This is a genomic window from Caulobacter sp. GW821-FHT11E11, from assembly GCF_058808315.1.
The window spans coordinates 93,652-111,824 of record NZ_JBXARO010000013.1 but is presented as its reverse complement, the minus strand read 5'-3'; the positions used below and the strand labels follow the sequence as shown (position 1 = coordinate 111,824).

12 protein-coding genes are annotated in these 18,173 nt (G+C 67.0%); 2 read left to right on the top strand and 10 right to left on the bottom strand.

The window, feature by feature from the left end:
- The first annotated feature begins 234 nt into the window (after positions 1-234).
- The gene (locus AC1RR5_RS25955) at positions 235-4,125 is read left to right on the top strand and encodes a beta strand repeat-containing protein (protein ID WP_492926520.1); all 3,891 of its coding nucleotides are present in this window, start codon (positions 235-237) and stop codon (positions 4,123-4,125) included.
- 112 nt (positions 4,126-4,237) lie between these two features.
- Positions 4,238-4,957, top strand: a complete 720-nt coding sequence (locus AC1RR5_RS25950) for a YceI family protein (RefSeq protein WP_492926518.1) — start codon at positions 4,238-4,240, stop codon at positions 4,955-4,957.
- On the opposite strand, the gene AC1RR5_RS25945 is transcribed toward AC1RR5_RS25950, so the two are convergent.
- From AC1RR5_RS25945 to trmFO, 10 genes are all read right to left on the bottom strand, one after another.
- The gene (locus AC1RR5_RS25945; protein WP_492926546.1) at positions 4,954-5,655 is read right to left on the bottom strand and encodes a TetR/AcrR family transcriptional regulator; all 702 of its coding nucleotides are present in this window, start codon (positions 5,653-5,655) and stop codon (positions 4,954-4,956) included. The genes AC1RR5_RS25950 and AC1RR5_RS25945 overlap by 4 nt on opposite strands.
- Positions 5,625-6,812 carry a urate hydroxylase PuuD gene (locus tag AC1RR5_RS25940; RefSeq protein WP_492926516.1) on the bottom strand — a complete coding sequence of 396 codons (1,188 nt, stop codon included), beginning with the start codon at positions 6,810-6,812 and terminating at the stop codon, positions 5,625-5,627. The genes AC1RR5_RS25945 and AC1RR5_RS25940 overlap by 31 nt, the downstream gene beginning before the upstream one ends.
- Before the next feature lie 3 nt (positions 6,813-6,815).
- The gene (uraD, locus tag AC1RR5_RS25935; RefSeq protein WP_492926514.1) at positions 6,816-7,337 is read right to left on the bottom strand and encodes a 2-oxo-4-hydroxy-4-carboxy-5-ureidoimidazoline decarboxylase; all 522 of its coding nucleotides are present in this window, start codon (positions 7,335-7,337) and stop codon (positions 6,816-6,818) included.
- Positions 7,334-8,245 (bottom strand): allantoinase PuuE, encoded by a 912-nt coding sequence (puuE, locus tag AC1RR5_RS25930; RefSeq protein ID WP_492926512.1) that lies wholly within the window; start codon positions 8,243-8,245, stop codon positions 7,334-7,336. The genes uraD and puuE overlap by 4 nt, the downstream gene beginning before the upstream one ends.
- Complete coding sequence (locus tag AC1RR5_RS25925) at positions 8,242-9,465, bottom strand: pyridoxal-phosphate-dependent aminotransferase family protein (RefSeq protein ID WP_492926510.1); 1,224 nt, start codon at positions 9,463-9,465, stop codon at positions 8,242-8,244. Before AC1RR5_RS25925 ends, puuE begins: the two co-directional genes overlap by 4 nt.
- A complete protein-coding gene (locus AC1RR5_RS25920) occupies positions 9,462-10,715 on the bottom strand; it encodes an allantoate amidohydrolase (protein ID WP_492926508.1) in 1,254 nt (417 codons plus the stop codon). Before AC1RR5_RS25920 ends, AC1RR5_RS25925 begins: the two co-directional genes overlap by 4 nt.
- A gap of 177 nt (positions 10,716-10,892) precedes the next feature.
- The gene (locus tag AC1RR5_RS25915) at positions 10,893-11,966 is read right to left on the bottom strand and encodes a mechanosensitive ion channel family protein (RefSeq protein ID WP_492926506.1); all 1,074 of its coding nucleotides are present in this window, start codon (positions 11,964-11,966) and stop codon (positions 10,893-10,895) included.
- A gap of 185 nt (positions 11,967-12,151) precedes the next feature.
- A complete protein-coding gene (locus AC1RR5_RS25910; protein ID WP_492926504.1) occupies positions 12,152-15,556 on the bottom strand; it encodes a TonB-dependent receptor in 3,405 nt (1,134 codons plus the stop codon).
- Between the two features lie 367 nt (positions 15,557-15,923).
- On the bottom strand, positions 15,924-16,625 hold the full coding sequence (locus AC1RR5_RS25905) for a class I SAM-dependent methyltransferase (protein WP_492926502.1): 702 nt from the start codon (positions 16,623-16,625) through the stop codon (positions 15,924-15,926).
- A gap of 49 nt (positions 16,626-16,674) precedes the next feature.
- Positions 16,675-18,087, bottom strand: coding sequence for a methylenetetrahydrofolate--tRNA-(uracil(54)-C(5))-methyltransferase (FADH(2)-oxidizing) TrmFO (gene trmFO / locus AC1RR5_RS25900; protein WP_492926500.1), 1,413 nt, complete (start codon positions 18,085-18,087; stop codon positions 16,675-16,677).
- Positions 18,088-18,173: the final 86 nt, after the last annotated feature.

Sequence of the window (18,173 nt, the reverse complement as noted above, 5' to 3'; positions counted from 1 at the left end):
CGCGGTGGTCCGAAAAGGGCCGATATCGCGCGCCACGCGCTTTTCTCGAAATGCGCCAACCTGTAGGTGAGCGCCTTGCGTTGTAAGGTCTTGCTGTGCCGAAGCGGCACAGTTCGCGCCGCGCGCGACCGCTTTCATCGTTAATTCTCGCCAAAAGGCTGAAAGGCATTCGGCGCCGGGCTTGCAGTCCCTAGGTCACGCTTCGGTTGTGTTCAGGTTTGGGGACGTTCGACGATGGATCTGCAAGGCACGCAAAACGGCGACACCCTGACGGGCGGCGCGGACAGCGACACGATCTACGGCTTCGGCGGCAATGACACGCTCAAGGGCCTGGCGGGCGACGATGTCCTGGCCGGGCACGATGGCGCCGACACCCTGCAGGGCGGGGCGGGCGACGACTACCTGCTGGGCGGCGCGGGCAACGACACGATCGACGGCGGCGCCGGCAACGACTGGGCGGCCTACGAGGACGCCACGGCGGGCGTGAAGGTCGACCTGAACCTGACCGGCGCGCAGAACACCCTCGGCGGCGGGACCGACAAGCTGACCGGCATCGAGAACGTCTACGGCTCGGCCTTCAACGACACCCTGACCGGCGACGCCGGCGACAACATGCTGGTCGGCGACGCCGGCAACGACGCTATCAGCGGCGGCAAGGGCAACGACACCCTGTGGGGCGACGCCGGCAATGACGTCCTCGATGGGGGCGACGGCGACGACTACATGGTCGGCGGCGCGGGCGACGACATCATCACAGGCGGCGCGGGCGACGACTGGAGTTCCTACGAGAACGCCACGGCCGGCGTCACGGTGGACCTGGCCAAGACCACGGCCCAGGACACGATCGGCGCGGGCAAGGACACCATCACTGGCGTCGAGCTGCTGTACGGGTCGAAGTTCGACGACGTGCTGACCGGCGACGCCAAGGACAACTACCTGTGGGGCTCGGACGGTAACGACAAGCTGTACGGCGGCGCGGGCGACGACCACCTGTCGGGCGGCGCGGGCGCCAATATCATCGATGGCGGCGACGGCTTCGACACGGTCGACTATTCGTTCAGCGACAAGGGCGTCCGGATCGACCTGGGCCAGGGCCCCGCGCCGGTGGGCGTTCCGGTGGCCAGCGACTGGCTGGTCTCGATCGAGGCGGTGATGGGCTCGGCCTATAACGACGAGATCATCGCCAACGGCTTTGAGAACTATCTGTTCGGTGACGCCGGCGACGACATCATCCGCGCCTTCGGCGGCCACGACACGGTGGATGGCGGCGACGGGAACGACGTGATCTACAGCAGCGGGCTGGTGGGCGTCGGCGATGATCTGCTGCTGGGCGGCGCGGGCGATGACCGCTTCGTGAAGAGCGGGGGCTCGGCTGTCATCGACGGGGGCGAAGGCGTCGACACCTTCCAGGTCGATACGACCGAGGCCGTCACGATCGACCTCAATATCACGGGCATGCAGACGATCTCGTCCAGGGCGCTGCTGAACCTGCCGCCCCTGATCCTGATGACCGCCGACCTGAGCAACATCGAGAACCTGGCCGGCGGCGGCGGCAACGATCATCTGATCGGCGACGGCAAGGACAACGTCCTGTCCGGCGGCTTCGGCAGCGACATCCTGGACGGTCGCGGCGGCTCGGACACCGTGTCCTACGCCGAGGAAAACTACCTGGGCGTGGTCATCGACCTGGGCAAGAGCGTCCAGGTCCTGAGCGGCAATCGCGGCAGTGACACGCTCATGTCGATCGAGAACGTGATCGGCTCGACGGCTGATGACGAGATCACCGGCAGCGCCGACGTGAACCGCTTGCAAGGCGGCGCCGGCAACGACAAGCTGATCGCGGTCGGCGGCGGCGACGTGCTGGAAGGCGAGGCGGGCAACGACATCCTGACCGCCAACAAGGACAACAAGGCCGGCGACCGCCTGTTTGGCGGCGCGGGCGACGACACCCTGATCAGCCAGAAGGCCGCGGCTACCCTGGACGGCGGCGACGGCGACGATCTCTTCGTCGTGACCCACGTCCCGGCCATGACCGGCACGACCGTCGTCAGCGGCGGAACCGGGGTCGACACCCTGAACCTGGGCGCGGCGACCGCCAGCCTGAAGGTCGATCTGTCGCTGACCGGGCGGCAGGACATCGGTGGCGGCCACTTCCTCGACATCAAGGGCGTCGAGAAGGTTCTGGGCGGGGCCGGTAACGACGTCCTGAAGGGCGACGCCGCCGACAACTGGCTGCAGGGCGGCGCGGGCGACGATACGCTGGACGGCGGCGTGGGCTTCGACTTCGTCAGCTATGACGACGCGGCGTTCCAGACGGGCGTCAAGGTCGACCTGCGCAACGCGCTCCAGACCGAGCTGGGCGGTCGCGGCAAGGACACTCTGATCTCGATCGAGGGCGTGCGCGGCACGGCCTATGCCGACACGCTGATCGGCGACGCCAAGGACAACATCTTCGTCATGGGCCTCGGCGACGACAAGGTCGATGGCGGCGCCGGGTTCGACTACATCAGCTACCTGAACGACGGCGCCGAACAGGGGGCCAATGTCAGCCTCCGCGTCCAGGACATGAGCCAGCTCACCCTGCGCGGGACCAAGACGCTCGTGTCGATTGAGGGCGTCATCGGCTCGAACTACAGCGACGGCTTCCTGGGTTCAGCCGGCGCGAACATCCTCAGGGGCGGGCTGGGCAACGACAGCCTGAGCGGTGGCGGCGGGGCCGACATCCTGGACGGCGGCGATGGCGATGACGTCCTGACCGCCTACTACGTCGACCAGACGGATGGGAACAAGGTGGTGTCTTCCACGGGCACGACGCTGCTGGGCGGCGACGGCGCGGACTGGCTAGAGCTTGGGCTCGGCGACAACCGCGCCGAAGGCGGCGCGGGCGTCGACTGGTTCTTCATCAACAACCTGGCGGGCGACAAGATCGTCGACGGCGGCGCCAACCGCGACATGATCCAGTTCCACTATCGCGTGGACATGGGGATGGACTTCCTGTCAGGCGTTACGGTCGACCTGAGCCGGACCGACAAGCAGCAGGTGGCGGCCGGCGTGACCATGACGCTGACCTCGGTCGAGGACATCAATGGCAGCCTGGGTGACGATACGCTCACCGGCAACGCCGAGATCAATGTGCTGAACGGCGGCAAGGGCGTCGACGTCCTGCGCGGCGGTGGCGGCGACGACATCCTCTTCGGCGACGAGGGCGCGGATATCCTGGTCGGCGGCCGCGGGGCCGACACCCTGATCGGCGGCGAGGGCGCGGACACCTTCGTCTTCAGAGCCCGCGACGCTTCCTCCTGGGGTTTCGGCTACGGCAATTCCATCGACACGATCCAGGACTGGCAGGTGGAGGACCGTCTGCTGTTCACGACGTCCGATCCCATCAGCTACGCGGAAAAGACGGCGGCGAGCTTGAAAGCGGCCATGGAACTGGCGTCGCAGATGGTCGAACAAAAGCTGACCCACCTGGCCGTGCAGGTTGGCGGCAGCGTCTACCTCTTCTCCGTCACGCTGGATGGGTTGGGTTGGAACCAGGACGTCGTCCAGCTGAGCGGCGCGACGCTGGACCAGATCAGCCTGGCGAACTTCCAGTCGGTCGGCTCGACGGTCACCGGCGATGGCGCCGCCAACGTCCTGGTCGGCACGACCGGTGACGACACCATCAGCGGCGGCGGCGGAAACGACGTCATCACCGGTGGCTGGGGCAAGGACACGCTGACCGGCGGCGCGGGCGCGGACGTCTTCAAGTTCCTGGCCGGCGAAGGGACGTTCAATCCCGGGCTGACCACGGCCGACGTCATCACCGACTTCGGCGCCGGCGACAAGCTGGCCTTCGCCGGCGGGCCGGCGGTGTTCAAGGAGGGCGACTTCCTGCGTCTGGGGGATGTCGGGCCGGTCAACCCGAACACGGGCGCTGTCTCCGCGGCGGCGCAACTGACGATCCAGGCTTACGAGAACCAGATCCAGACCGGCGCCATGAGCCAGAAGTACGTGATCGTCGGGGCGGGCGCGGACACCTATGTCGTCGCCGACACCGATGGCGTCGGCGGCTTCGACCAGGTGGTGCTGCTGAAGAACGTCGTCTCGACCCTGGTGACGGCCGACCTGTTCACGGCGGCCTGACCCCTTCCGCAACCTCCACCGCGCCCCCACGTTGACGTTCAGTCAGTGTGGGGGCGTGCATTGCTTCCGCCAGAACGCCGGCGTTCAGACCGGCTCCATCGGAGGGAAGCGTATGAGATCGATCCTGCCTGTCGTGGCGCTGCTGGCCTTGGCCGCCTGTTCGCCCCAGACCGCCGAGAAGAAGGCCGAGACGCCCGCCGCCGCCGCGACGCCGACGGCCACTGCGTCCAAGCCGCCCAAGGCCGACATCCCGGCGGGCGACTACACCCTGGACAAGGCCCACTCGACGCTCGTGTTCCGCGTCAGCCACCTGGGCTTCTCGAACTACACCGCCGCCTTCGCCAATTTCGACGCCAAGCTGAAGTTCGACCAGAACAACGCCGGCGTCAGCGCGCTGGAGGCGACGATCGATCCCAAGTCGCTGACCCTGCCGGCCCCGCCCGAGGGCTTCCTCGCCGAGCTGACCGGGAACAACTGGCTGAACACGGCGACCTATCCGGCCATCACCTTCAAGTCGACCAAGGTCGAGACCACTGGTCCTGACACCGGCAAGGTCACCGGCGACCTGACCCTGCACGGCGTCACCAAGCCCGTCGTGCTGGATGTCACCTACAACGGCGGCTATGCCGGCCATCCGATGGACCCGCACGCCCGCGTCGGCTTCTCGGCCAAGGGCACGTTCAAGCGCTCGGACTTCGGCATCGCCTACGGCGTGCCGGCCCCGGGCACGACCATGGGCGTCAGCGACGAGGTCCAGGTGATCATCGAGTCGGAGTTCAGCGGTCCGGCCCTGGCGACCGCGCCGGCTCCGGCGACCCCGCCCGCGACCTAGCGCGCGCCGCGCGTGAGATAGCCTTCGAGCAAGGCCAGGGCGTGGTCCAGCCGCGCCCTGCGCCACTCGGGGGCGCCCATGTCGGTGTCCAGCGTCGCCGACAGCGAATAGCCGTTGGCCAGGTGAAAGCGGCTCATGGCCGCGATGGTCACGTAGATCTGCACCGGATCCAGGTCCGGCCCGAACACGCCCTGCTTCTGACCGCTCTCGATCAGTCGCTCCATGGTGTGGCGCAGGGGGAAGGCCGTCTCGGTCACCACCTTGGACTGGGCGGCGAACTTGCCGTGCTGCAGGTTCTCGTTGCGCAGCAGGCCCTCGAAACGCGGGTTCTTCTCGAAATAGTCAAAGGTGAAGCGCTGTAGTTCGAAGAAGCCTTCCAGCGGCTTGTCGAAGTCGATCTTCAGCTCGGCCTCACGCGCCCGCAGGTCCATGTAGGCGCTTTCGAGGACGGCCATGTACAGGCCCTTCTTGTCCCCGAAGTAGTGGTACAGCATCCGGATGTTGCACTTGGCGGCCTTGACGATCTTCTCGATCCGGGCCCCGGCGAAGCCGGCTTGGGCGAACTCCCTCAGAGCCGCGGCGAGAATGGCCTTGCGGGTCCGCTCGGCGTTCCGCTTGCGCGGTGCGCTATCGTTTTCGGTCTTGTTCGCGTCCAGGACGGCGTCGGTCACGGGATCTTGGCTCCCTGATTGATCCAGGCGCCCAGCTGGGCTCGCTCCTCTACGGTCATGCCGGTCTCGTTGCCAAGGGGCATGCTGGTGGAAGTCACCGCGCGTTCGCGAATTTTGTCCGCATAGGTGCGGATATGCTCAGGGTTGTCGAAGCTCGCGCCCAGCGGCGGCGCCGCGAAGCCGGGGTGAGTCGGCGCGGCGCTGTGGCAGGTCACGCAGTGCTTCTGGACGATGGCCTGGGCGGTGGTGAAGGGCACCGTGGTGGTGATCTCGACCTTGTCCTTCGGCTTCATGCTGGCCACGACCGTGGCGGCGAAGATCAGCATCGCGCCATAGAACAGGAAGTCGTGGCGGATCTTGCCGTGGTGCTTGAGCAGGAAGAACTGTCGGATCGAGATCCCGCCGGCGCTGATCATCGCCAGCAGCAGCCAGCTCAGCGGATGGCCGGTTACCAGCGGATAGTGGTTGCTGATCATGATGAAGATGACCGGCAGGGTCATGTAGGTGTTGTGCACCGACCGCTGCTTGCCCATCGCGCCCAGGCGCGGATCGACGGGCCGGCCGGCCAGCATGTCGGCGACGATCCGGCGCTGGTTGGGGATGATCACCAGGAAGACGTTGGCGACCATCGCCGTGCCGATGATCGCGCCCACGTGGATGAAGGCGCCGCGGTCGCTGAACAGCTTCGACAGCGCATAGGCGGCGCCGGTCAGCGCGCCGAACCAGACGATCCCGAACCACAGGCCGCGCTGGCCTAGCGGCGAGCGGCACAGGGCCTCGTAGATCGCCAGCCCGCCGAAGATGAAAGCCAGGCCCGTGCCGATGGCGGCCGGCTGGCTGAAGGCGTGCTTGGCCGCGTCGATCAGATAGACCGGCGCCTGCCAGTAGTAGAGCACGATCAACAGCGCGAAGCCCGACAGCCAGGTGGTGTAGGCCTCCCATTTGAACCAGTGCAGGTGGTCGGGCATGTGCGCCGGAGCCACCATGTACTTCTGCGAATGGTAGAAGCCGCCGCCGTGCACGGCCCACAGTTCGCCCTTCACGCCGTCCTTCTCGGGGACCGGCGCACGCAGGTTGTTGTCCAGCCAGACGAAGTAGAACGAGGCCCCGATCCAGGCGACGCCGGCGATCACGTGCAGCCAGCGAAGCGAGAGGTTCAGCCAGCCGGGAAGGTCGTAGTCCATCAGTCAGGTCACCGCGTCGCGCAGTCGAAGCTTTGAGATCAGGCCGATCTGCTTGATCGCCTCGGCGATCTCGGCCGGTTCGTCGTGGGCCAGGCGCGCCTGCATGGCGGCCAGGATCGAGGTCTTGTCGTTCAGCCGCACGGCGATGATGAACGGGAAGCCGAAGCGCTCGCCATAGGCGGCGTTCAGCTCGTGGAAGCGGGCGTATTCTTCCGGCGTCAGGCGGTTGAGGCCGGCGCTGGCCTGTTCGGCGTTGCTCTCGGCGGTCAGTTGCTTGGCGATCGCGGCCTTGCCAGCCAGCTCAGGGTGAGCGCGGATCAGGGCCAGCTTGTCGGCCAGGGGCGCGGCGTCGAGCACGGCCATCATCGCCTGGTGCATGGCCTCGAGGTCGGCGAAGGGCCGCTCGTCCCAGGCGCGCTCGACCACCCAGGGCGACAGCTCGAAGGCGAACCCCAGGGCGGTGGTGAAGCCCGTCTGGTTCATGCTGTTCAGGCGCGACAGCGTCAGGGGCGGGGCGCCGCTCATGCCTTCACCTCGTAGGGATGCTGCTCGATCCAGTGGCGGGCGATGTCGATGCGCTTGGCCACCCACACACGATCGTGCTGGGTGATGTGCTCCAGGAACCGCCGCAGGGCGCCGATGCGTCCCGGCTTGCCGACGACGCGGCAGTGCAAACCGACGCTCATCATCTTCGGCGCGGTCTCACCCTCCAGGTACAGAGCGTCGAAGGCGTCGCGCAGATAGGTGAAGAACTGCTCGCCGGTATTGAAGCCTTGCGCCGCCGTGAAGCGCATGTCGTTGGCTTCCAGGGTGTAGGGCACGATCAGCTGAGCGTGGCCGTGCTGATCGTCCCAGTACGGAAGATCGTCGGCATAGCTGTCGGCGTCGTAGACGAAGCCGCCTTCCTGCGCGACCAGGCGAGCGGTGTTGGGGCTGGTGCGGCCTTGGTACCAGCCGAGCGGTCTTTCTCCAGTAAGACGTTTCTGGATCTCGATGGCCTGCTGGATGTGCTCCAGCTCCTGCTCGGGCGTGAAGTGCTGGTAGTCGATCCAGCGATAGCCGTGGGTGGCGATCTCCCAGCCCGACGTCATCATCGCCTCGACGGCGTCCGGGTGGCGCTCCATGGCCTGGGCGACGCCGAACACGGTCAGCGGCAGCTGGTATTCCTCGAACAGCCGCCGGATGCGCCAGAAGCCGGCGCGCGAGCCATATTCGTACAGGCTCTCCATCGACATGTTGCGCATGCCCTGGATGGGCTGGGCCCCGACCATCTCCGACAGGAAGAACTCGGAGACCGGGTCGCCGTGCAGGATGGAGCGCTCGGCGCCTTCCTCGTAGTTCAGCACGAACTGCACGGCCACGCGGGCGCCGTTCGGCCAGTTGGCTTGGGGCGGATGCTCGCCGTAGCCGATCAGGTCCCTCGGATAGCTCATCCAAGCACCTTCGCCGCCGCGTCGACGCCGGCGCCGGCGGGGGCGTTGAAGCCTTCCCAACGCAGCACCGCCTCCAGCGCCGCGAGCGTCTGGAGAACCGCATGCTTGCGGGCGTTCACGCCCATGGTCCCGATGCGCCAGATCTTGCCGGCCAGGGGGCCGAACGCCGCGCCGATCTCGATCTCGAATTCGGTGCGCATGCGGGCTTTGACGCGGTCGTAGTCGACGCCGCTTGGGGCGATCACACCGGTCACGTTGGTCATCTTGTGAGCCTGGTCGCCGTAGACCTGGAGGCCAAGCGCCTCGATCCCGGCGACCATGGCCGCGCCGGCCTGCTTGTGACGGGCGAAGCGGGTTTCGAGGCCTTCCTCCAGCACGATCCGCGCGCACTCGCGGGCGGCGAACAGCATGCTGGCCGCCTCGGTATGGTGGTTCAGGCGCTTGTCGGACCAGTAGTCCATGATCATCGCCAGGTCGAAATAGTTGGAGGCGATGCGGCGACCCGCGCCGCTGGCCAAGCCCGCCGTGGCGATGCCTTTCTCGACGTGGCGGCGGCCGAAGATGTGGTCGGCGGCGCGGTCGCTGATGGTGATCGGGGCCGAGCCCGAGGGGCCACCCAGGCACTTCTGCAGGCCAGCGGTGACGATGTCGGCTTGCCAGGTGTCGACCGGCACGCTCATGCCGCCCAGCGTCGCGGTGGCGTCGACATAGAGCAGGGCGTCGTGGCGGCGGCAGATCTCGCCGATGGCCTCGATCGGCTGGGCGATGGTGGTCGAGGTGTCGCCGTGCACGCAGGCGACCAGGCGCGGCTTGACGCGAGCGACGGCGTCCTCGACCGCCTGCGGATCGACGACCTTGCCCCACTCGCCCTCGACGAAGGTGACCTCGGCGTCGCAGCGCTCGGCGATCTCGGCCAGCAGCAGACCAAAGCGCCCGGCGTTGATGACCACCACGTCGTCGCCCGGCGATAGCGTCGAGACCAGCGCCGCCTCGATCCCGGCGCGCGAGGTGCCGTCGATCAGGAACGTCCATTGGTTCTTCGTCTCGAACACGCCGCGATAGAGCGCCATGACCTCGTTCATGTAGCCGGTGAACTCGGGATCGAACTGGCCCAGCAGCTGCACCGACATGGCCCGCAGCACGCGCGGATGGACGTTGATCGGGCCGGGACCCATCAGCAGGCGGGCGGGGTGGTCCAGTTCTTTGAAAGTCTCGGTCATGCGCGTTCGCGTCGTTCTAGCTTGTCGATGAAAAGGAGCATGGCCTGGGCCGCCAAGGCGCAGTCGGCCTCGGCGACGGCCTCGGCCGGATTGTGGCTGATCCCGCCCTCACAGCGCACGAACAACATGGCGACGGGGCACAGGTCGGCCATCACCATGGCGTCGTGGCCCGCGCCCGAGGGCAGGCGGCGCAGGGGCAGGGAAAGGTCCCTGAGGGCCTGTTCCAGCAGGTCCATCAGCGACGGATCGCAGGGACTTTCGGCCAGGCTCTGCATCAGGGTGACGCTGGCCGAAAGACCGCGCTTGGCGGCGATGGCGTGGATCTCGGCGCCGATGGTCAGCTCGGCCTCGTCGCGCGTCGCCGAGGTCTCGGCGCGGATGTCCATCGAGAACTCGATCGCGCCAGGGATGACGTTGAAGGCGCCGGGCAGGGCGGTCATGCGGCCGACCGTGCCCACCAGGCCATCGGTCCCGGCGCGGCAGATCCGCTCCAGGGCCAGGATCGACTCGGCGGCGGCGGGGCCGGGGTCCTTGCGCAGGTGCATCGGTGTCGTGCCGGCATGGCCCGCCATGCCTTCGATCCGCACCATCAGGCGCTTCTGGGCGGCGATGGCGGTGACGACGCCCAGGGCCAGGCCCTCGGCCTCCAGCACCGGCCCCTGCTCGATATGCGTCTCCAAGAAGGCCAGCACCTGCTCGGGCTTGCGCGCCGCGCTCGCGATGTTCGTGGGATCGCCGCCGAACGACGCCAGGGCCTCGGCCACCGACACGCCGTCGGCGTCCTTCATCGTCAGCGCGTTGGCGTTCAGCGTCCCGGCGATGGCCCGGCTGCAGCTCATCGAGGCGGGGAAGCGCGAGCCTTCCTCGTCGCCGAACGCGACCACTTCGATCGCGAACGGCAGCCGGCGGCCGGCGCGGTTCAGGGCCTCGACCACGTCGATGCCCAGCATGATCCCCAGCGGCCCGTCATAACGTCCGCCGTTGCGGACACTGTCGATATGCGAGCCGATGATCAGCGCCTTGGCGTTGGGGAACTCACCTTCGTAGCGGCCGATCAGATTGGCGGCGGCGTCGCGGCGCACGCTCATGCCGGCTTCCAGCATCCAGCCTGTCAACGCGACCAGGGCGGCCTCGTGCGCGGGCGTCAGGAACCGGCGCGTCAGCTGGCCCTCGACCTCGCTGTAGGGCGGGACGCCCAGCGCATCGCAGCGGGCCTTCGCCCGAACGCCGATGTCGAAACCCACGGTCACGTCCGCTTCCATCCCAAGACCCTAGCAGGCTGCGCCCGCCATTCATCCGCGACAAGCGCCGAAGGGAAAGGATCCGCCCAGGCGCCCGCGTGCGCGCCATGTCGAGACGGCGGCGCCTCCTGTTAAGTCATAATTCGCTTACTTGAGGAAGGGTTGGCGCGCGGAAGGGCGAGCCGTTCAGGCTTCGCCGGCCGCCAGGGCCAGTCGCCGCTTCGGGAAGGCTTCCGGCAACTCGTCGCGCAGGAAGGCCATCATCTTCTCGCGGACCTCGCAACGCAGGTCGAAGGTCTTGGGCGCGTTGCGGGCGCTGACCAGGCAGCGGACTTCCATGACCTCGGCGGTCAGGTCAGTGACGGCCAGGTTGACCACCTTGCCGTCCCAGAGGGGCGAGGCCTTGGCGATCTCTTCCAGCTTCGCGCGCAGCCGATCGACCGGCGCTGCGGGGTCGACATACAGCATGGCCGTGCCGATCAGGGCGGCGCTCTCGCGGGTCCAGTTCTGGAACGGCGTCTGGATGAAGTAGCTGAGCGGCAGCACCATCCGCCGCCAGTCCCACAGGCGCACGACCACGTAGGTGGCGTTGATCTCCTCGATGTTCCCCCACTCCTTCTCGACGATCACGGCGTCGTCGATGCGGATCGGTTGGGTGACGGCGATCTGGATGCCGGCGATCAGGTTGGTGAGCAGCGGCTGCAGGGCCAAGCCAACGATCAGCGACGCCGCGCCGCCGGCCGCCAGCAGGCTGACGCCCCACTGCCGCACGCCGGGAATGGTCATCAGCGCCAGGGCCAGGGTGAAGATGCCGACCAGGATGGCCACGGCCCGCCGCAGGATCCGCACCTGGGTGACGTGCTTGCGGGCCAGCAGGTTGTCCTCGACGTCGACCTTGAAGCCTCGGAGATAGAGCGCCGCGCCGATATCGAGCGCGGTCATGGCCATCCAGCCCAGCAGCAGGATGAACAGCACCAGCAGCACGTGCTTGGCGCCCGCGGCTTGAGCGACGGTGAGGGGCGCCACGGAGACGGTGGGGCCCAGGGCGGCGGCGATGAAGGCCAGCCGCGTCGGCCGCCGCGTGCGGGCGATCAGCGGCTGCCAGAAGTCGCTGTGGCGCGAGATGGTGTGTCGGACGATCCGCACGACGACAGCGTGGACCGTCATGGCCACGACGACGGCCACGGTGATCAGCACCGTGCTGACCAACCAGGGCGGCGCCCAGCTGAAAGTGGCGATCCAGGTCTGGAGTTGCGTCATCCCCGCCCGAACGTCTCGCAACCGCGAAAGGCTCCCCTTTTGGATTTGGCCAAAAAGAAAGGGCCGCGCCGGTGATCCGGCGCGGCCCAAGTCAAGCGTTGGGAGGAAATAACGCTTTGGGAGGAAACTTTGCTTGGTCGCGTGGCGGCCGCCGAAACCGGTGGCCACCTTCGGCTGCCACGCTCCTAGTAGACGAACCGGATGCCCGCGAAGATCGAGCGGCCCACGGCGGCGTAGCGCGTGGTGACCGGGTCGTTCTGGTAGGCCCAGCGGTTCTCGGCCTGGTTCGTCAGGTTCAGGGCGTCGACCGACAGGGTCAGGTACTTGTTGAACTTGTAGGTCGCCGAGCCGTCCAGGTTGAACGTGCTGCTGTTGCCCAGGAAGTCGTTGACCAGCGGGCTGTCGCAGAAGCCCGGCTCGCAGGTGCCGGTCGCGATCGGGTACTGCGTGCGGTACTTGGCGCGGTAGGCCGACGACAGGCGCACGCTGAACTTCTCGACTTCATAGAAGACGGTGAAGTTGAACGCGTCCGGCGAGGCGCCCGTGAACGGACCCTTGGCCGTGACCGCCGCCTGGTTCAGGCGAGCGTTGGCCGGGGTCACGATGTACTCCAGCTCCGACTCCAGGTGCGTGGCGTTGAACTGGACGCCCAGGTTCTTGAAGTACCAGGGCAGGAACGTCAGGTTCTGCTGGTAGTTGAACTCGATGCCGCGGATGTAGCCGCCCGGCGCGTTGCCGAACTGGCGGACGTCGAACGGGTTGTTGTTGTCGATATAGGCCACGGCCAGGGCGTTGGTCTGGGCCGCGCGCAGGGCCGCGATGGCGTCGGCGTCCATCAAAGAGCTCAGGCTGGCCGACGACACCAGGGTCTGCGGGAAGCTCGAGATGTCCTTGTTGAACACGGCCACCGAGACCAGGGCGCCCGGCGCGAAGTACCACTCCAGGCTCAGGTCCAGGTTGGTGGCGCGGAACGGATCCAGCTTCGGGTTACCGACCGTCAGCGAGCCGCCGACCGTGGCGCCGTTGGTCGGCACGCTGATGGCGGTGACGTTCGGGGCCAAGTTGGCCAGCAGCGGACGGGCCATGACCTTGGCCGCGCCGAAGCGCAGCAGCACGTCGTCATAGACCTCGTACGACACGTTCAGCGACGGCAGGATGTCGTGGTACTTGTTCGAGCCCGAGATCGGACGCGAGGTGTTGGTCAGGCCGTCCGAATTGACCTCGGTCAGGGCGTAGCGCGTGCCGACATTGCCGCGCAGCTCGCGACCCAGGAACTCGGTGTCGAAGTCGAACTGGACGTAGGCGCTGGTGTCCTTCTCGTCGACCGAATAGCGGTTGGCCGCGCTGGCCAGGTACGACAGACGCCAGTCGCCGTACTTGTTGATGCAGTTGCAGTCGAAGCCGAACAGCTCGGTCATCTTCTTCAGGTCGGGGGCCAGGAAGGCGGTCGTCGTGCCTTCCGGGACCTTCAGGCCGGTGCCCCAGTTGATGACCTTGCTGACGGCCGCGACGTTCGAGCCGGCTTCCTTCAGGCTGGGGTTCAGGGTCTCGCCGGTCAGGCGGCGATATTCCGAGGTGCCGAAGCCGTACTTGCGCTGGCTGATGCCGAACTTGACGTCCGTGCTGTTGTCCAGGTGGTACTTGAAGTCGACGCGCATCGTCTCGTAGTCGTTGCGCGTGTAGCGCTGGTAGTTGCGCAGGGCTGAGTAGCCCTTCACGAAGTCCCAGGCATTGGCTTGGGTGGCGTCGAAGCCGAGGTTCAGCACCGGCATGTCGCCGCCGCCGCGCGCGTCATAGGTGACGTAGTCGTTGCCGGCCACGCCCTGGCCGCTGTCCAGGCGGATGAAGTCGGCCAGCAGGCCTTGCGTCTTGTTGTTCGACGAGGACTTACCGTAGACGGCGGTCATCGACAGGTTGTCGTTGAACTCGTGTTCCAGCTTCAGCGACGACTGGCGGAAGTAGGTCGTGAAGAACGACGCGTCGGCGGCCGAGCGCAGGTCGACATTGCCCAGCTTCAGATAGTCGGCATTGGCGCCGCTGGGCGACAGGGCGGCGTCGATCAGGCGCACCGAGGGACGGCCGATGAACTGCGTCAGCATGGCCGTGCCGGTCGGATCGGCCACGTAACCCACTGAACCCGGATTGTTGTAGTAGTCGTACGGATCCAGGTTGTTGGGGTTGTAGCTGTTGGTCATGCCGGCGACGAGGCCGCCGCCGTTCATGGACTGGCCGCAGTCGATGGCGTCCTGGATCGCGCTGGCGGCGCGGGCCGTGCAGCTGGCGTACAGGGCGCGCTTGGCCGCGGCGGTGTCGCCGGCGGTGATCGTGTTCAGGGCGGCGTTGGTGTTGTTACGGTTCAGGCCGACGGTCTGGACCTGATAGTTCACCGACGACTGCTCGAGTTCCGAATAGACCCAGTCCAGCGAGATCGTGGTGCGGCTGGTCGGACGCCATTGCACGGCGCCGGTCAGGCCCGTGCGCTTCTGGTCCAGGTCCTGCTGGTTCAGCGTGGCCAGGGCCGGGATGCGGGTCAGGGCGCCGGGGGCGGTGATGCCCGAGCCGACGACCGTGGCGCTGGAGGGGTTGTTGATCAGGTTGTAGGCGGTCGGGTTCGAACCCGTCAGCGCCGAGCAGACGGCGGCGTTGGTGATGTTGACGCCCGGGATCACGCCGTTGTTGCACGAGGTGCCGGTCGGGGCGGCGAAGCCCTGGCGACGCGGGGTGGCTGTGGTCGAACCCGTGCCCAGGAACGTGGCCTGGCGATAGGTGTAGTCCGACTGGCCAGCCTGGCGCTGATAGCTGTCGATGATCTGGTTGCGCTTGTTGTAGGCGACCGAGAACAGTGCCCCGAAGTCACCCCAGTTGGTTTCCCAGCGGTCCGAGACCAGGCCGGCGAAACGCGGCGAGTGGGTGCCGCCGTTCTTGTAGTAGGCGTCCTGCACCGACAGGGCCAGACGACGGCCCTTGAAGTTCAGGGGCTTGCCGGTTTCCAGGTCGACCGTGGCGCCCAGCGAGCCTTCGTCGGTCTCGGCCGAGGCGGTCTTCTGGACCTTCAGGGCGCTGAACAGCTCCGAGGCGAAGGTGTTGAAGTCGAAGCCGCGCGAGCGGTTGGCGCTGTCGCCCGAGTTGGACGGACCGGCCGTCGACAGGGCTTCCAGGCCGTTCAGGCGGACGCGGGTGAAGTCGCTGCCCAGGCCGCGAACGGTGATGGTGCGGCCTTCGCCGTTCTCGCGGTCGATCGAGACGCCCGGCAGGCGCTGCAGGGACTCGGCGAGGTTGGCGTCCGGGAAGTCGGCGATGTCGTCGGCGTTGATCGCGTCGACCATCGTGTTGGAGTTGCGCTTCAGGTTCAGCGCGCTCTGCACGGCGGCGCGGTAGCCGGTGACGACGATGGCCTCGACCGAGCTGTCTTCGGCGGCGGGCTCGGCGGCCGGGGCGGGTTCAGCGGCCGGCGCGGGCTGCGGTGCGGCCTGCTCCTGGGCGAAGGCGGCGCCGGCGGTCAGCGACAGCGCGGCGGCGACCGTCAGGGCGCCCAGCGAGGCCTGAGTCAGAAGCGCACAGGCGCGGCTATGCTTGGAATGATTTTGCACGGTTCCCTCCCGGAAAGTTGGAAAAGGGCCCGGCTCTTATTGATGGTCGGCCGGTCCCAGAAATCGCTGGTACCGCTAACTGCGACCGGTGTCATACGCAAGAGAAACCGGTGTCATTTGAAACTTTGTCAGTTTTGTCGAAAAATGAGCGCCGTAATCCGGCCGCGTTCGGAACGGTGGAAATAACCGGTTGTTAGGTGGTCAACGGGTTGAAACTTCTAATGGAAGCCGGCGAGGGGCCGTGATACCCGGAATTCGAATGAGGTGGTTTTGGGCCCGTGGGCGGCGAAGGCCCTTAAGGGGTTGTATTGCCGATTATTCGGCCCGAACCCGTCCAAAGACATCCATCATTCCTGCCGCGCGGCCATCAAGTCCTCACCGCGTGCCAACCTCGGATCATGAAGGCCTGGAAGAATGGTACCGGCTTCTGGAAGCCGGCGGCCTTCCACAGAGTCTCCGTCTCCGCTGGAGGCAGAACCCCCAGCACGTCATGCATCATGCCGCCGAGCTTCTCCAGTGACTCTGGCGTTGCGCCCATGAGCGTTTGGATTCGCTTCCAGTCCTCCAGCATCTCCGGGAACGCTGGGGCGTCCAGGTCGCCGCTGATCTCGGCGCTGACAAAACGGCCTCCCGGCTTCAGGCGATCATGAATGGCCGCGTAGAAGGCGGGGCGGTCTTCGCGCTTGATGAAATGGGCGACCAGCAAGCTGACCGCGCCGTCAAATCCGTCGCGGGGAGCGTCCTGGGCATAGCCCTGCAGCAGCTCGCAACGTTGCAGCGCGCCGGCCTGTTCGAGCCGGTGTCGCCCCACCGCCAGCATCTCCTCGGACGGATCGACGCCGACGAACGACCAGCCCGGATAGGCCTTGGCCAAGGACAGGATTTCAGCGCCAGTCCCAACGCCGACGCACAGTACGCGCGCATCGGCCGGCAGGTCCGCCAGAACCAGCCGCAGCAGGAAATGCAGGTTGTCGGAGATGGGGGCGAGCGCGCTGTTCCGCCGATCGTAGGCGTCGGCGATCTCTTGACTGAAGAAGTTGGCGGCGGCGGCGGACTTTGGCTGTTTCATTGTTATAATGTAACGGAAAGTTTGAGGCGCGCCAGCCGCCCTGTCTCTTCTACAGCCCCGCCCAAGCCTCCAGATCCTTCAACGCCCGGATGCTCATCAGCCGCTTCTTGGCCCGGCCGCGTTCCTTGAGCGGGATCTTCTTGCCCTCTTCGTCGACTTTCGGGGCCTCGAGCGGCGGCAGCAGGCCGTAGTTGATGTTCATCGGCTGGAAGCTGCCCGGGCCGTTGCCGGCTTCCAGGTGGCCGCCGGTGATGTGCTCGACCAGCGCGCCCAGGGCGGTGGTCGGCGGCGGGGCGTCGATCGGCGCGCCCTTGCGGTCGGCGGCGGCGAAGCGGCCGGTCAGCAGGCCCATGGCGGCGCTCTCGACATAACCCTCGACGCCCGTGACCTGGCCGGCGAAGCGCAGGCGCGGCTGCACCTTCATGCGCAGCGAGCGGTCCAGCAGCTTGGGCGAGTTGATGAAGGTGTTGCGGTGCAGGCCGCCCAGGCGGGCGAACTGGGCGTTCTCCAGCCCCGGGATCATCCGGAAGGTCTCGGCCTGGACGCCGTGCTTCAGCTTGGTCTGGAAGCCGACCATGTTCCACAGCGTAGCCAGGGCGTTGTCCTGGCGCAGCTGGACGATGGCGTAGGACTTCACGGTCGGGTCGCGCGGATTGGTCAGGCCGACCGGCTTCATCGGACCGTGGCGCAGGGTCTCGCGGCCGCGCTCGGCCATCACCTCGATCGGCAGGCAGCCGTCGAAGTAGGGGACGTTCTCCCACTCCTTGAACTCAGACTTGGGACCGGCCAGCAGGGCGTCGATGAAGGCCTCGTACTGCTCCTTGTTCATAGGCAGGTTGATGTAGGCGGCCGCGTCGCCGCCGGGGCCTTCCTTGTCGTAGCGCGACTGGCGCCAGGCGACGTCCATGTTGATGGACTCGAAGTGAATGATCGGCGCGATGGCGTCGAAGAAGCTGAGCTGACCTTCGCCGGTCATGTCCAGGATCGCCTGGGCCAGGGCCGGCGAGGTGAGGGGGCCGGTGGCGACGATGACGTTGTCCCAGGCTTCCGGCGGCAGGCCGGCGATCTCCTCGCGGACGATGGTGACCAGCGGATGGGCTTCCAGGCGGCGGGTGACCTCGCCCGAGAAGCCGTCGCGGTCGACGGCCAGGGCGCCGCCGGCCGGCACCTGGTGCTGGTCGGCGCAGGCCATGATCAGGCTGTCCAGCTTGCGCATCTCGGCGTGCAGCAGGCCCACGGCGTTGAACTGCCAGTCGTCCGAACGGAACGAGTTGGAGCACACCATCTCGGCCAGGCCGTCGGTATGGTGGGCGTCGGTGATGACTTTGCCGGTGGCGTCGTCCTTGCGCATCTCGTGCAGGATGACGGGCACGCCGCTCTGGGCGATCTGCCAGGCGGCTTCGGAGCCGGCCAGGCCCCCGCCGATGACGTGGACGGGCTGATAGGTCGAGTTCGTGGTCATGGGGCGCCCTATACCCCCGGCTGTCGCTCGGCGAAACCTGCGTGTAGGCTCACGATAGGGGACTGTTGCTTCGCGTTTCGCGAGCA